We start from the raw sequence: 15,147 nt of genomic DNA on the forward strand, positions 1-15,147 counted from the left end.
GGAGGTCCGCACCCTTCTGCGCCCCCTCCGGCCCAATCCACCAGGATCACTCTCGCAGGCCTGATTGTGCCGTTCCGATTTCCCTGCCCGATCTACGGGAACCGCAAGAGGGCGGGACGTTCGGAGAGGCGCCTAGAATGTGAGCGGACGTTCCTTGGTCACTCCACAGATTATTGTTGGCCACCTGGCGCCCGATCTGGACTGCCTGGCGGCGATCTGGATTCTGGTTCGTTTCGGAGGCGCCGCTAATGCGGAACTTGCATTTGTTCCCGCCGGGCGCACCTTGAATGACGCTGACGCTGACGCCGATCCGCTGATTGTCCATGTGGATACGGGGGGCGGGCGTTTCGATCATCACCACAGCGCCGATCCGAGCTTGAGCGCCGCCGAACTCGTGCGCCGCGCGCTCGCGCCGGACGATGAGGCTCTGCGACGCCTGGTAGCGCAGGTAACGCGCATTGACCATGCCGAGACGTTCTCGGAACGGCAGCCGGTGTTCTTCAACATCAATGATCTGATCGCCGGTTACAATGCGTTGTTCCCCAACCGGCCGCACCATGTAGCCCAGGCGATGCTGCCGAACCTTGATGCCTGGTATGAGCATGAACTGCGTCAGGTGCGCCTGGAACAGGCCTTCAAGCGGCGGCTAGAGTTCCAGACGCGCTGGGGGCTGGGGATCGCTATGCAGAGCGACGATGGCGGCTCGAGTCGTCTGGCTTACAGCCACGGCGCGGTGCTCTACGCCTACCGCGACCGGCAGGGCTACATGGGCGTCGCGGCGCAACGTCGTTCGAGCGTGGATCTTAAGCCAGTGTACCACACGCTCAAGCGGATTGATAGTGACGCCGACTGGTACCTCCATCCGAGCCGGCGCCTGCTGCTGTGCGGCACGGCCAAGGCGCCTCCCCGGCGCCTCTCGGCGCTCTCGCTGGATGACCTGGTGAGTGTGTTGAAGGAACGCTGACGCTTGATGAACGCGAATGCGAGTATGGGCGAGTAGAGCTCTTTTTGCGCCCGCTTTATGATAGACGCTCTCAGCAAGGAGGATGGGGGGTAAAGCCTCCTCAGGGGTAGGGTTTTTCGAGGGAGAAGGGGTTTTCGGCATTCCCATGCGCTTACGATCCTCACCCCCCCGCCCCCCTCTCCCGCGCGCAGGAGAGGGGGGGTTGGCGTCCCAATGCCCCGGATGGCGCATGCGACGCGAGCATATGCCGGAAAACCCTACACCTGAGAAGGGGTAAAGCCTCGCACATGCCTCCCTTTCCCAACGGCTGGCGCGGATTGATGATTCTTACGCATTCGATCCGGCATCGTGCGCCGTCCGCGCCTTGAGCCGGTCGAATGGCGGGCAGCGGAACGCACCCTTAGGTCACGCTCAGGGTGCGCTCCGCTGATGTACCTGAATTTACCCGTATTTTCTTGAGTAATTCGACATGCGCCTGGCGCCTTATCGTCTGGCCTCTCCCAGATCCTCCAGCACCAGACGGCGCAGGTTCTCGATGGCCCGGTGCTGCAGCGCCTTAATCGCCCCGACACTGCGGCCCATCTGTCGCGCCGTCTCGTCGAGGCTTAATCCGTAGATGTAGCGCAGCATGAGCACCCGGCGCTGCGCAGGACACAGGCGCGGAAAGGCGCGCCGCAGAGCGGCGCGGTTGAGTTGCTCGTCCAGCTCCGTGTCCGGCCCATCAGTAGCAAGATCGGCCGGCTCCAGATCGACCTGCACATGGCGCTCCTTCCGCCGCAGCGCGTCAATCGTGCGCGCATAGGCAATGCGGTAGAGCCAGGCGCTGATTGACCAGCCGCGATCCTCGTAGCGATCAATACCCTCCAGGACGCGCACGAACACCTCGCTGTGCAGGTCACGGGCGAGTTCTGTGTCACCTACCCGAAAATAAATGTAGCGATAGATAGCCGGGCCGTAGTGCTCGTAAATGGCGCCGAGGGCTTCAGGATCGGCGGCCCGGGCGCGACGGATCAGGTCGTTGTGGAGCAATGGCGCGGTCACGATGGCCTCCTGAATACTATGCCACAGCGTACAGCGGGAGTATAGCGTGATCGCGCCTGCGATGGAGTAACTGTGGTGTAACCTTTCAGTGACAAGGCTCATGCCATTTCGGATGGCAGATTTTGGATTTTCGATGGCCGTAAATAGCGTCCTGACGAGACCAGGGGATGATCCGCAAGCATTCTGAGCGCCAGGAAACGGCATAACAACTTAAAGCTCATCGGCCCGGAGCCGGTGCAGCGTCCGCCTCGCGCGGCGGGGTGTGGGGAGCATAGCCTTCCCGCGGGACATTCAGGGTTTGACGCAAAGCCTTCGCCTCAGCCGTGCCCCGAGTGACGCGCCGCGCGCGTCTGCGTGCTGCGATATGCTACAATGCAAGGTGATCAGCATGAGCAGGCATCTGGAGAGGAAGAAGGGCACGCGTGCGAAATATTTTCACCCCTCCGGCCGATGACATCGGTCTACGAGGCAAGAACGAGCCGCTTGAGTTGTTGAAGGCCTGGAGCGGCACCTCCCTGGCCTTTGCTATCTATCTCATGGGGGGGCAGGTGCTCAATCGGGCCTTCTGGCCGGTTCTGCTGGCCGCGGCGGCAACCTGCGGGATTGGCTTTGTGGTGCACGAACTGGCGCACCGGATGGTAGCGCGGCGCTTCGGCGCGACGGCGCATTTCGTAGCCAACGATCCCTGGTTGCTGATCTCCATCGCTCTGGCGTTTCTGCGGGTCTTTATCGCCGCGCCCGGAGCGGTGTGGCATCAGGGCTACCTCACGCCTCGTCAGAGCGGCCTGATTGCGCTGGCCGGCCCCGCGAGCAACCTGGCGCTGGCTGTGCTCTTTCTGGTGGCAGCGTTATGGCTCGTCCCGCCGGGAGTCGTGGTGCTGGGGCTGCCCCTTGGAATGGTTCTGCGAATCGGGTATTCCATCAACGCCTGGATTGGCCTGTTCAATATGATCCCCGCGGGCCCCTTCGACGGGGCCAAGGTGCTGGCCTGGGACTGGCGGGTCTTCGGGGTGACTGTGGCCATCGGCTTGCTGTTGACCTTCGTGATACGGGTGTAATCCTTGGGCAGCTAGGAGGGTGCGACCATGCGGACGCCAATCATCGCCGGAAACTGGAAGATGTACAAGACCGTGGGTGAGGCCGTCGAACTGGTGAAGGCGCTGCTCGGCGGGCTCAACGTGGGCAACGACCGCGAGGTGGTGGTGTGTCCGCCCTTTACAGCGCTCTATGCCGTGCGCCCGCTGCTGGTAGGCACCGGCGTGGCCCTGGGGGCGCAGAATGTGCACCACGAACAGGAAGGGGCCTACACCGGCGAAATTGCTCCTGGCATGCTGGTAGACGTGGGATGCAAATACGTGATCATTGGTCACAGCGAACGGCGGCAGTACTTCGGCGAAAGCGACGCCAGCGTCAATCGCAAGCTGCACGCCGCCCGCGCCGCTGGCCTGCGCCCCATCGTCTGCGTGGGGGAGAGCAAGCCGCAGCGCGATGCGGGCGAAGCCGAGCCAATCGTGACGGCGCAGGTGCGGGCCGCGCTCGAGGGGGTCAGCGCCGAGCAGATGGCCGATGTCGTGATTGCCTATGAGCCGATCTGGGCCATCGGCACCGGCGACACCGCCACGCCCGCCGACGCCCAGGCGATGCACCTGGCGATTCGTCGCATCCTCGCCGAGTTGTACGGGGACGCCGTCGCCCAGATGGTGCGCATCCAGTATGGCGGCAGCGTCAAACCTGACAACATTGACGACCTCATGGCTCAACCGGATATTGATGGCGCGCTGGTTGGCGGGGCCTCGCTCAAGGCCGAGAGCTTCCTGCGGATTGTGCACTACCGGTAGCAGGCCTGTTGGTATTGGGAGGGCCTGGCCCTCCCAACCTCTCTCTCCGGCAGGGGCGCGGGGAAAGCGGGTTTCCCCGCCGTTCGCGTTAGCATCGCCCTATTTCCACAGAACACTTGTAAGGAAGGAGCATTCTCAGCGCAGCGGCCTGGCCGCGCGGCGCTGGGTACACCATGGTATCCGAGATCGCGATCATTCTGGCGCTGATCTTCGCCAACGGCGTCTTCGCGGGCATGGAACTCGCCATCCTGGGAGCGAAGCGTGGCCGGCTCGAGCAAAAGGCGGAACACGGCAATCGGGGCGCCAGGGCCGCGCTGCAACTCCAGGATGATCCCAACCGGTTCCTCTCGGCTGTCCAGATCGGGATAACGTTGATTGGCATCCTGACCGGCGCCTTCGGTGGCGTGCGCATCGCGGGACAGATCGCTCCGCTGATCCGCGAGTGGCCCTGGATCGGAGCCTACGCCAATCAGGTGGCCTTTTTCGGCGTGGTGCTGCTGATTACCTACCTGACCCTGGTTTTTGGCGAACTGGTGCCCAAACGGGTGGCGCTGCTCAAGTCCGAGTTGTACGCCACGCTGGCAGCACCACCAATGATCCTGATCGCTCGCCTGACCAGCCCGATCGTGGCGCTGCTCTCGGCCTCCACCCAACTGGTGCTGCGGATCATCGGGCTGGGCACTACGGCGGAGGCCCAGGTGACGGAAGAGGATATTCGCGCCCTGGTGCGCGAGGGAGCCGAAGAAGGCACGGTCGAACCTCAGGAACGCGAATTCATCGAGAGCATCTTCAAATTCAGCGACCGCGCCGTGCGCCATATTATGACCCCGCGGCGCGATGTGGAGATGATCGAGGCCGATGCCACCCTGGGCGAGGTGCTCGACCGGGTGCTGGAAAGCGGCTATTCGCGCTTCCCGGTCTACCAGAGCTCGCCAGACCAGATCGTCGGCGTGGTCCACGTGCGGGATCTGCTGATGCTCTACCGGCGCGAGGGTGAGGGCGCGCGGGTACGTGACGTGGTCTCACCGCCGCTCTATGTGCCCGAGAACAGTCGCGCCTTTGCGCTGCTGGCCACCTTCCGCAAGAGTCGTCGCCATATGGCCCTGGTCGTGGGTGAACTGGGCGGCATCGAAGGCGTCGTCACGCTGGAGGATGTGCTCGAAGAGATCGTTGGCGAGATTGCCGATGAATTCGATGAAGCCACAACCCCGCCAGTGGTGCGCCGGGAGGATGGTTCCCTGCTGGTAGAAGGCTCGCTGGCCATCGACGAGGTCAAGGCGCTCCTCGACGTGGAGGAACTGCCCGAGGAAGAGACCTACCGCTTCGACACCCTCGCCGGCTTTGTGATCAGTCTGCTGGGGAAGATACCCGGCACCGGCGAGGTGGTGCACTGGGATAAGTGGCGTTTTGAAGTGGTAGATATGGACGGCTTACGGGTGGATAAAGTGCTGATCTCCGAGTCGCAGCAGCAATCGCAGCACTCTGAGTAGTTTGCAACCATATTGCCATTTACTGCCGAGGGTCGCAGAGCCGGTCTGAGACCGCGCGGCTACGGCCGATGCATCCCGGCCATCGGAGGAGCAAACAACGAACATGATATACTGTAGAGCCGGAGACGCGCTATCGCAGGGGCGAAACGCGACACTCGAGACGTAATGCCGACGATACACGGCTCCGCCAGCGCGGGGTGGCGCGAGCGGAGAGGAGCGCATATGGCAGGCGAAGTGACCTTGCGGGCAACCCTCGCGCGCCCGTATCTTGCAGCGCAAACGGCGCAAGTCGCCTATGTCTTGATCGAAGTGCAACCGACGGAAGTGCTTGCCCAGGTGCGGATGCCGGTGAACGTCGCGTTTGTGCTCGACCGTTCAGGCTCGATGAAGGGCGAGAAGATCGAACGGGTGCGCCAGGCGGTCAGTATGGCGATTGACCTGCTGGACGCCCAGGATATTGCGTCAATTGTAATCTTCGACCATCGCGCCGAGGTGCTGGCGCCCGCCGCGCCGGTGACCGACCGGCAGGCGATCAAGGAGCGCGTGGCGCGCATCCGCGACGCTGGCGGCACCAAGATCGCACCCGCAGTTGATCGTGCGCTGCGCGAGATCAGTCGCGACCGTTCGGGCGCGATCCGGCGCCTGGTGCTGTTGACCGATGGCCAGACCGAAAACGAAAACGAGTGCCTCCTGCGCGCCGACGACGCGGGGCGGCTCGGCGTGCCGATCACCGCGCTTGGCGTCGGCCAGGATTGGAACGAGGATCTGCTGATCGAAATGGCCAATCGCTCCGGCGGCACTGCTGATTACATCGCGCGTCCTGAGGAGATCACGGAGTATTTCCGCACCACGGTGCAGCGGGCCCAGAGCGTCGCCGTCCAGAACGCCATCCTGAACCTGCGGCTGGTGCAGGGCATTACGCCGCGGGCGGTGTGGCAGGTGCTGCCCATGATCAGCAACCTGGGGTACCAACCCCTCTCGGACCGCGAGGTCAGCGTGCCCCTTGGCGAGCTTGAAACCGGCGCGGGCCGGGCGCTGCTGATCGAACTGCTGGTGGACCAGCGCCCCGCGGGCACGTACCGCATCGGCCAGGCCGAGGTAAGTTATGACGTGCCGGCGCTGGGGCGCAGTGGGGAAAAGAACCGCGTGGACGTCCTGCTTACCTTTACCGACGACCCGCAACGGCTCCAGCAGGTCCATCCCGGCGTGATGAACGTGGTCGAGAAGGTGAGCGCCTTCAAACTGCAAACGCGCGCGCTCCAGGATCTGGCGCAGGGTGATGTGGCGGGCGCCACTCAGAAACTCAAGAGCGCTGTGACGCGCCTGCTGAACCAGGGCGAACTCGAACTGGCGCAAACCATGCAGCAGGAGATCAAGAATCTAGAACAGAGCGGGCAACTGTCGAGTGAAGGTCAGAAAACGATCAAGTTCCAGGGGCGCAAAACAGTGCGCCTGAGTGATATTGATCTCCCAAAAGAGTGATCACTTGCGGGTATGGCCGTTTGCCGGAAGGCTTTGCCATCTGTGAGGGGGATGGGGGAAATCCGGTTTTCCCCATCCCTCCTCTTACCGGCATCGGGTTGCGATCTCTCCTCACCCTCCCCCGCCTCGCTGCGCTCGACGCCCCCTCCCTCTCCACCGCAGATGGAGAGGGAGGGGGTCGGGGGGCGGGTGAGGATCACAAACTATTTTCACCTGAGTTATGTATATTCTCATCACCAACGACGATGGTTATCAGAGCGAAGGATTAACAGCCCTGCGCGCGGCGTTAAGCCAGGTGGGAGAGGTGGCCGTGGTGGCCCCTGACCGCAACTGGAGCGCGGCGGGCCATTATCGCAAGCTGTTCGACCCGCTGCGGGCCTGGGAAGGCGCGCTCCTCGACGGCAGCCCGGCCCTGATCTGCGACGGCACGCCAGCCGATTGCGTGGCGCTGGCGATTATGGGCCTGTTGCCACGGAAACCCGACCTGGTTGTCTCAGGGATCAACCTTGGCGCCAATCTGGGGACGGACCTCCTGTACTCGGGAACCGTCGCTGCGGCAATGGAAGGAATCATGTTCGGGGTTCCGGGCGTGGCCGTGTCCCAACTGCGGGCCAGAAACGCCCCCTGGGACTTCCGGGCGGCTCAGGAAGCGCTGGTGCAACTGGTGGAGAAGGTGCGCGAGCGGGGTCTGCCGCAGGACGTGCTTCTGAACCTCAACGTGCCGGCGCGTCCGCCAGAAGAAGTGCGCGGTATCCGTATCGCCCGTCTGGGTCGCCGTTCGTACCGCGATGAACTGGTGGTGCGTTATGATCCCAGGGGCCGGCCGTACTACTGGATCAACGGCTCGGAGCCAGAGGATCACGCCGACGATGGCACCGATGTGGCCGCCGTGGCCGAAGGCTACGTCAGTCTGACGCCGGTGCATATGGATCTGACCAGCCATTACTGGCTGGAGGTGTTACGGGAGTGGGGATTGGAAGCGACGCCCTGACTGCTGGGCATCGTGACGGTCAGGCGCCGCTCGGCGACTTCGGTGAGTTCGCGGATGTCACTAAACGGGCCATCTTCCGGCCCGATGGTCGCAACGGCCAGCAGCATCTGGGGCGCCCGACCCTCGCGCAGATCGCGGTAGCCATAGTGCAGACGGATGTCGGCATCGAAGTGGCGCTTCAGGTCGGCGATAACGGCCGGAATGGCGGCTGGCGGAGAGATGAGGACAAAATACGGCCCCGCGACCATCTGGCCTACGAACGTTGCCTCTGCGCCCTGCTGGCGCACCACGTCACAGAGCAGCAGCGCGGTGAACTTGAGCACATCCTCACCGACGACAACGCCGTAGCGCTGGGTAAAATGCTCGAAGCCGGCGATCCGCAGGAGCGCCAGCGTCCATCCATCGGTAACCAGCAGGTCGCGCAGCCGGGCATTGACCAGTTCCCCGGTAGGCAAGTTGGTGACCGGGTGATAATAGTTGCGTCGCCGTCCCTGGTCAATCTGATTGCGAATGACCAGGTACAGTTCTTCAATATCGAAAGGCTTATCGAGCAGATAGTCGGCCCGGACCTGGTTGTGGGCGGTCAGGCGGTGTTCGCGTTCGCTGAAGGCCGTAAGCACCACAATGGGGATGTTCTGGGTCTCTGGCGCAGCGCGGAGGGCCACGCCGACCTCGTAGCCGCTGATGTCGGGGAGTCGCACATCGAGGAGCACCAAGTCGGGGGGCGCCATCCGGCAAAGCTCCAGGGCCTCCCGGCCTCGTGCGGCGACCTGCACGCTGAAGCCCCGGCTGGTGAGGAACGTGCGGAGCAAGCGGGCGATGTCGGCGTCGTCCTCGACGATCAAGATGGTAGCTCTGGCGCGTGCCGTGGGTTCCATCGCCGGAGGTTAAGAGCTTAATAGACAAGGCTCTGGCAAGACATCACACTGATACAAACGGAAAAGAGCAGCGGATTCGGCTATGCGGCGCCGCCCAGAATGGCGTGTCGGATCTGCTGCAGACCTGCGAGCGGGTGTGACGCAAGATCTTGCATGCGCGCCCTTGCCCGGCGGCTGATGGTCTTTGAAAAGATACTCCGCTATCCACACCACGCCCGGCGGCTGATGAAGAGTCCGGTATACCAACCCGTAATCCTTGCGGCCGCATCACGCGCTGCGGGCTAAAGCCCTGGCTGAGTTCACGAAAGCCCCGCAGGGGCTTGCAGGTCCTAAGCGAGGACTTTAGCCCGCAGCGTTCGGCGATACCGGATTATGTTTTAACGTTCATAAGCCGCAGACTACCAGATGCGAAGCTTGCCGCCGCGGGCTATACCAGATTTATTTCTCAACCATCAGACGCCCGGCGGGCCGGTGGGCTGCGACAGGCGCCGAGACGGTTCGTTACACCCCTACAGGCACGTCACTTGCCGGCAGTGAGGGCGTTGGGTATACTACCAGGTGTGTGTGTGCTGACCCTGGAACTGTGACAGCGCGATGCACTCCTGATAGCGTGTCTGCCTGTGGTATTGTGTATCGCAGGCATAACCGCCTGGCCGAAACAGGTTGTTGCTCTGCGGCCACCTGCCACTACACGATGACCACTGCGTCTGGTGAAGTCACAACGCCAGACCTCCAGCATACGCAGGGGCATTCTACCACTCTTCATTAGACCGATCCGTCCTCGCCGCATCAACTTCAAATATCATACACGTCGAAAGCAGATGGAACCTCGCTCTGCAGATGCCGGGTTATAGGTTGTTCCCGAACGTGAGCAATTGCTTTGAGGAGAAGCCCTGTATGACCATACACGAACAGCAGGTTGATGCAACAACGGCGACCCTGGCGGAGCATTCCTACCTGAACCGCGAATTGAGCTGGATCGCGTTTAACCGGCGCGTTCTTGACGAAGCTCGTGACCCGCGCAACCCGCTCCTGGAGCGGGTCAAATTTCTGGCGATCTTTGCGTCAAACCTCGACGAGTTTTTCATGATCCGCGTCAGCGGGATCAAACAGCAGATCAGCGCGGGAGTACGCAAGCAGTCGCCCGATGGACTGACGCCAACCGAGCAACTCATGGCGATCCGGCGAGAACTGCTGCCCTTGCTGGAGGAAGAACGCAAACTCTTGCTCGAGGATCTGCTGCCCAACCTGCGCGCGCACGGGATTTTTATCTATGAGTATAGCGAACTCAACCCCGGCCAGCGTGAATGGGTGGACACATATTTCCATCGGCACGTCTTTCCCGTGCTCACGCCGCTGGCCTTTGACAGCAGCCGGCCCTTCCCGTTCATCTCCAATCTGAGCCTGAACCTGGCGGTCGTGATCCAGGATCGTGAGAAAGGCGAGTTGTTCGCCCGCATAAAAGTGCCCGAGGTGCTGCCGCGCCTGGTGCAGTTGCCTGCCGAACTGTGCGATGCGCCGGGCGATCTGCCTGCCGGGCGCCAGGCATGCTTCATCTGGCTGGAACAGGTGATCGCCGCCCACCTTAATGCCCTGTTCCCCGGGGTCACGGTACAGGCAAGTTATCCATTTCGGGTGATTCGCAACGCCGATATGGAGATCGAAGAAGACGAAGCCGATGATCTGCTCGCCACCATCGAGGAGGGTGTGCGGCGGCGGCGCTTCGGCGAGGTGGTGCGCCTGAAAGTGGATCACTCGATGCCTGAAGACATCGTGCAGTTGCTGACGACGAACCTGAAGATCAGTCCAACGGATGTCTATCGGGTGCGCGGGCCTCTGGGCCTGGCCGACCTGATGAGCCTGCTGCGCCTGGACCGACCCGATCTGAAGGACGCGCCCCACGTGCCGGTGCTGCCACCTGCTCTGCGTAATGACGTTGACATCTTTGAAGCCATCCGCCACGGCGATATTCTGCTCCATCACCCCTATCACTCCTTTTCGCCGATCATCGACTTTATTCAGGCCGCCGCTGATGACCCGAATGTGCTGGCCATCAAGCAGACGCTCTACCGCGTTGGCAGCAACTCGCCGATCGTGAAGGCGCTGATGCACGCCCGCGAGCAGGGCAAGCAGGTGACGGCGATTGTGGAACTGAAGGCCCGCTTCGATGAGGAAAACAATATTATCTGGGCCCGACAGATGGAGCGCGCGGGTGTTCACGTGGTCTACGGCTTGCTGGGGTTGAAGGTGCATGCCAAACTGGCCCTGGTGGTGCGCCAGGAACAGGATGGCATTCGCTGCTACGCCCACCTGGGGACCGGGAACTACAACGCCAGCACCGCGCGCATTTACACCGACCTGGGGATGCTCACCTGCCGGCCTGAACTGACGGCCGATGTGGTGGATCTGTTCAACTACCTGACCGCCTATAGCCGTCAGGACACCTTCCGTAAACTGTTTGTCGCGCCGGTGACCCTGCGCGCCAGCTTGAAACGGTTGATCAAGCGCGAAATCGAACGGCAGAAGACTTCCGGCGATGGCCGGCTGATCTTCAAGATGAACGCCCTGGTGGATACAGGGATGATAGACCTGTTGTACCGCGCCTCGCAAGCCGGGGTGCGGGTTGATTTGATCGTGCGCGGGATGTGCAGCCTCCGCCCCGGCGTTCCCGGATTGAGCGAGAACATTACGGTGCGAAGCATCGTCGGGCCGTTCCTCGAGCACCACCGCATCTACTACTTCCACAATGGCGGTCAGCCTGAGCTGTACCTGGGCAGCGCCGATCTGATGGAGCGCAACCTTGATCGGCGGGTCGAAGCCGTCTTTCCGGTGGAGGATCCGCGATTGATGCGCTATGTGCACGATACGCTGCTGCAGACCTACCTGGCTGATAACTACCGCGCGCGCATACTCAACCCCGATGGCACTTATACGCGCCTGACCCCGAACGGTGAATTGATTGACAGCCAGGATCCGGCGCGTATGGTCGGAGACCGGTGAGCGATGCGCCTCTTTATCGCTCTTCCCCTGCCCGATCATGTGCGGAAGGCGCTGGCCACAGCACAGGAGCGGTTGCGCCGCGGCAACCCGCCCGTGCGCTGGACCGACGCGACAAAAATGCACCTGACGCTGCAGTTCCTCGGCGAGACCGGCGCGGCCCTGGTCCCCACCCTGGTCGCCGGTCTCGCCACGCTGGAGATGTCGCCCATCCGCCTGACGCTCAGCGGTCTGGGCGCCTTCCCCGGGCTACAGCGGCCACGGGTGATCTGGGCTGGCGTAGCGGGCGACCTCGCCGCCCTTGATCAGTTGCGGGCCGCTATCTTGGCGGTAACGACGCCGCTGGGCTTCGCCCCTGAAACGCGACCCTTCACGCCCCACCTTACGCTCGGACGCCTGCGCGACGACGCGCGCCCGGAAGCGATCCGCGCCCTCGCCGCCACCCTGCGCTCCGCCGAACCGCCACCGGCCCTCGCATGGGAGACTGGCCGGCCTATCCTCTACCAGAGCATCCTTAAACCCGAAGGGGCCGTGTATACCGCCCTTGGGCCAGACCTGGGGCCGGGGGAGGTGTAGAGGTGTAGAGGTGTGGAGCTGTGGAGCTGTGGAGTAGTAAAAACACCTCTACACCTCTACACCTCCACACCTCCACACCTCCACACCTCCACACACCGGTTATAAGAAATCCCAGAGCAATTACCAAGCCGGAGCGCTAAGGTCCGCAACGCGCCTTATATGGGAACCTCGTTATGCACCCAACTTCCGCCTCCTCAACCGTACAACAGATGGGACTGGTCGGCCTGCCGATGCCGGTGCGAGAACTGGCAGGCCGCGCATGGGACGTCATCGTGGTTGGCGCAGGGCACAATGGCCTGACCTGCGCGGCCTATCTGGCGCGGGCGGGCCGGCGCGTGCTGGTGCTGGAGGCTCGCGAACGCGTCGGGGGCGCCTGCACGCTCGAAGAGGTCTGGCCGGGGGTGCGAATGTCGCCGTGCGCCTATCTTGCCGGCCTGCTGCATCCGCGGGTGATTGACGAACTCGACCTGCCCCGGCGGGGCTTTGTATGGATGCCAGCGCGCAACGGGTTGTTCGTTCCCTTCGAGGACGGCAGCAGCGTGCAACTCTATGAGGACGACGAACGCTGCGAAGCCGAGATCCGCCGCTTCGCCCCTGGCGATCTGGCCGGCTGGCGCGAGATGACCCGGCTGATAAGCCGCCTGCGAGACGCCCTGCGGCCTCCCGGCGACGGCGATCTGTGGCTGGACCGCCGGCCCGAACGCGACGAGGTCGAGGCCCGCCTCGGCGGCGATGAGGATCTGCGGGGCCTCCTTTTCGAATGGAGCATGGTCGAATATGTCGAACGCTACCTGCGCGACGAACGGCTGCAACTGGCCTATCTCGGCCAGGGGGTGATCGGCACGAACGCCAGTCCGTTCGCTCCCGGCACGGCATCAATCCACTTTCACCACTCCAGCGGGCGTCAGGGCGGCTACCCGGGAACGTGGGGTTATGTGCGGGGCGGGATGGGCATGGTTAGCTTCATGCTCTGCGACGCGGCTCGCGAGGCGGGCGCGGTGGTGGCGGCGGGCGCGCCGGTGGCGCGCATCGTGCCCGGCGAAGGGGTGGAACTGGAGAGCGGCGACCGTATCACCGCCCCGGTGATTGTGTCGAACGCCGATCCCGTAGTAACCCTGCGGCTGCTCGGCCCCGCCGCCGACCCGGGCTGGCGCGCACAGGTCGAGGCCCTGCCGATCGAGGGCTGCACGCTGAAACTGAACGTATTGCTGCGCGAATTGCCGAACTTCCGCGCTCGACCGGGAACCTTTGAAGCGCACCATCAGGCGCAGATCAACACGCCGCTGACGAAGGCCGAGTGGCGCGCCGGCTACGAGGCAGCGCGGCGCGGCAACCTGCCCGCGCGCCTGTGGACCGAGCTGTACTTCCAGACCGTCCACGACCCGACGGTAGCGCCGAAGGGCCTGCACACAATGAGCGTGTTCGCCCAGTACGTGCCGTACCGCTTCGCTACAGGCGATTGGAGCACCCGCCGCGACGAGGCCTGCGACCTGGCGCTGGCCTCCATCGCCCGTTTTACGAGCAACCTGTCCGAGGCAGTGGTTGCAGTCGAGGCGCTGGGTCCGCCGGACATCGAGCGCAAAGTGGGCCTGACTGGCGGGCACATCTTTCAGGGTGAGTGTCTACCGGCCTACATGTGGCACAACCGGTTCGACTACCGCACTCCGATGCCGGGTGTTTACCTCTGCGGCGCCTGCACCTACCCCGGCGGCAGCGTGATCGCCATCAATGGCCGCAACGCGGCGATGGCAATTCTGGGGGATGGAGGGTAGCCCGGTTCTGACCATCGCTGCAACGGATTTTTGCTTTTATGCTACACTAGACTCTGTGCAGATTGTCACGAGAGCGGAATTACATGGAGGTGCCCAGATGAGCTGGAGAGCTCCGCAGGGTGGCGGGCCGCGAATTCCCGGATTTGACCAGGGCGACAATGTGTTCTCCGGCGGTAGCGCTGGCGGCCCCCCGCTACTGTCGCTGATCATCGCGGCGCTTGCAGTGGGTCTGGTGGGTCTGTTCCTGGCAATCGCCTTCGGCGGCAGCCTGGGTCAGGGCACGGCTGCGGCGCCGCAGCAACCTACGCAATCGCCGGCCGTGCTGCCGACGGCGCCCCCGGCAACGCAACCAACCGCGCCCCCGGCCGTGCTGCCGACGGCGCCCCCGGCGGGCCAGCCGACGCCCGCACCGGCCCCGCCGACTCCTACGCCCGCCCGCGGCGCCGCGGGCATTCCGACCGAACCGCTGGGGCCGGCGCTGGCCTCCGGTACGGGCACGCCAATCGAGATCGGCACTGACGCCGCCTTGCTGATCTTTGACAAGGATCGGATTACCGTGCCCAACGGCCTGGTAACGATCACCTTCAGGAACCTCGCCACCGCAGTGCAGCACAACTGGGTGCTGGTGCAGGGCGGCGACGATGTAGCATCGGCAGTTAACGACGCGGCGCAGGCCCAGGTGCGCGTGACTCGTGACGCCGCTGGCGCTGTCCCCCCCGCTGACACGCCCGGCCTGCTCGTTGCCTCGCCAATGCTCGACCCCGGTGAGGAAGTGACCTTCACCTTCCAGCCGCCCGGTCCGGGCACGTATGAGTTTATCTGCACTTTCCCTGGGCACTACGTCGCCGGGATGAAGGGGGTGCTGGTGGTGGAGTAGAGCGGCGGGAAAACCGGGTTGCCCCGTGCGTGTTCAGATTTACCGTAGAGCACGCAGAGGAAGGGAGAGGATGAATTTTTTGCAGCCCTCCGCGCCCGCTGCGGTATGAAGGTGTTTGGCAGATGTGAACACTATCGTTTCCTCGCGCCCCTGGCCGTGGAAGAAACTGGCGCGACCTCGCCCGCCCCGGAAGTGAACAGCGGTGAGAGACACAGAGGAGGGGAGGAACCCTTTTTCCTCC

At 63.4% G+C, this 15,147-nt stretch carries 12 protein-coding genes; 10 read left to right on the forward strand and 2 right to left on the reverse strand.

The annotated features are described in order from the left end of the window. Positions 1 to 139: 139 nt before the first annotated feature. Complete coding sequence (locus NZU74_10395; protein MCS6881733.1) at positions 140 to 964, forward strand: hypothetical protein; 825 nt, start codon at positions 140 to 142, stop codon at positions 962 to 964. Between the two features lie 483 nt (positions 965 to 1,447). Here NZU74_10395 and NZU74_10400 read toward each other — a convergent pair whose 3' ends face one another. Next, complete coding sequence (locus tag NZU74_10400; protein ID MCS6881734.1) at positions 1,448 to 2,005, reverse strand: sigma-70 family RNA polymerase sigma factor; 558 nt, start codon at positions 2,003 to 2,005, stop codon at positions 1,448 to 1,450. Between the two features lie 422 nt (positions 2,006 to 2,427). Here NZU74_10400 and NZU74_10405 point away from each other — a divergent pair, with 422 nt between their 5' ends. From NZU74_10405 to surE, 5 genes are all read left to right on the forward strand, one after another. Continuing rightward, positions 2,428 to 3,063 carry a site-2 protease family protein gene (locus NZU74_10405; protein ID MCS6881735.1) on the forward strand — a complete coding sequence of 212 codons (636 nt, stop codon included), beginning with the start codon at positions 2,428 to 2,430 and terminating at the stop codon, positions 3,061 to 3,063. A 27-nt stretch (positions 3,064 to 3,090) separates the two neighbouring features. Beyond that, positions 3,091 to 3,843, forward strand: coding sequence for a triose-phosphate isomerase (tpiA, locus tag NZU74_10410; GenBank protein MCS6881736.1), 753 nt, complete (start codon positions 3,091 to 3,093; stop codon positions 3,841 to 3,843). A gap of 173 nt (positions 3,844 to 4,016) precedes the next feature. Beyond that, positions 4,017 to 5,333 (forward strand): hemolysin family protein, encoded by a 1,317-nt coding sequence (locus NZU74_10415; GenBank protein ID MCS6881737.1) that lies wholly within the window; start codon positions 4,017 to 4,019, stop codon positions 5,331 to 5,333. Positions 5,334 to 5,555: 222 nt separating this feature from the next. Further along, on the forward strand, positions 5,556 to 6,815 hold the full coding sequence (locus NZU74_10420; GenBank protein MCS6881738.1) for a VWA domain-containing protein: 1,260 nt from the start codon (positions 5,556 to 5,558) through the stop codon (positions 6,813 to 6,815). 220 nt (positions 6,816 to 7,035) lie between these two features. Further along, positions 7,036 to 7,806, forward strand: a complete 771-nt coding sequence (gene surE / locus NZU74_10425) for a 5'/3'-nucleotidase SurE (GenBank protein ID MCS6881739.1) — start codon at positions 7,036 to 7,038, stop codon at positions 7,804 to 7,806. On the opposite strand, the gene NZU74_10430 is transcribed toward surE, so the two are convergent. Next, positions 7,758 to 8,684, reverse strand: a complete 927-nt coding sequence (locus NZU74_10430; GenBank protein ID MCS6881740.1) for a response regulator — start codon at positions 8,682 to 8,684, stop codon at positions 7,758 to 7,760. The genes surE and NZU74_10430 overlap by 49 nt on opposite strands. A gap of 897 nt (positions 8,685 to 9,581) precedes the next feature. Here NZU74_10430 and ppk1 point away from each other — a divergent pair. The 4 genes from ppk1 to NZU74_10450 all read left to right on the forward strand — a co-directional run bounded on the left by ppk1 (position 9,582) and on the right by NZU74_10450 (position 14,906). Then, positions 9,582 to 11,684 carry a polyphosphate kinase 1 gene (ppk1, locus tag NZU74_10435; GenBank protein MCS6881741.1) on the forward strand — a complete coding sequence of 701 codons (2,103 nt, stop codon included), beginning with the start codon at positions 9,582 to 9,584 and terminating at the stop codon, positions 11,682 to 11,684. 3 nt (positions 11,685 to 11,687) lie between these two features. Next, entirely contained in the window at positions 11,688 to 12,257 is a 570-nt protein-coding gene (gene thpR / locus NZU74_10440; protein MCS6881742.1) for an RNA 2',3'-cyclic phosphodiesterase, read from the forward strand. A 230-nt stretch (positions 12,258 to 12,487) separates the two neighbouring features. Next, on the forward strand, positions 12,488 to 14,029 hold the full coding sequence (locus NZU74_10445) for an NAD(P)/FAD-dependent oxidoreductase (GenBank protein MCS6881743.1): 1,542 nt from the start codon (positions 12,488 to 12,490) through the stop codon (positions 14,027 to 14,029). A 97-nt stretch (positions 14,030 to 14,126) separates the two neighbouring features. Then, entirely contained in the window at positions 14,127 to 14,906 is a 780-nt protein-coding gene (locus tag NZU74_10450) for a plastocyanin/azurin family copper-binding protein (protein MCS6881744.1), read from the forward strand. Positions 14,907 to 15,147 lie beyond the last annotated feature (241 nt).

The sequence above is a fragment of the Chloroflexaceae bacterium genome (genome assembly GCA_025057155.1).
Lineage (GTDB): Bacteria > Chloroflexota > Chloroflexia > Chloroflexales > Chloroflexaceae > JACAEO01.

Coding starts and splice junctions, on each gene's coding strand:
- NZU74_10450 (MCS6881744.1), top strand. CDS start 14,127: ATGAGCTGGAGAGCTCCGCAGGGTGGCGGGCCGCGAATTCCCGGATTT.
- NZU74_10445 (MCS6881743.1), top strand. CDS start 12,488: ATGCCGGTGCGAGAACTGGCAGGCCGCGCATGGGACGTCATCGTGGTT.
- NZU74_10420 (MCS6881738.1), top strand. CDS start 5,556: ATGGCAGGCGAAGTGACCTTGCGGGCAACCCTCGCGCGCCCGTATCTT.
- NZU74_10415 (MCS6881737.1), top strand. CDS start 4,017: ATGGTATCCGAGATCGCGATCATTCTGGCGCTGATCTTCGCCAACGGC.
- thpR (MCS6881742.1), top strand. CDS start 11,688: ATGCGCCTCTTTATCGCTCTTCCCCTGCCCGATCATGTGCGGAAGGCG.
- NZU74_10430 (MCS6881740.1), bottom strand. CDS start 8,684: ATGGAACCCACGGCACGCGCCAGAGCTACCATCTTGATCGTCGAGGAC.
- tpiA (MCS6881736.1), top strand. CDS start 3,091: ATGCGGACGCCAATCATCGCCGGAAACTGGAAGATGTACAAGACCGTG.
- ppk1 (MCS6881741.1), top strand. CDS start 9,582: ATGACCATACACGAACAGCAGGTTGATGCAACAACGGCGACCCTGGCG.
- surE (MCS6881739.1), top strand. CDS start 7,036: ATGTATATTCTCATCACCAACGACGATGGTTATCAGAGCGAAGGATTA.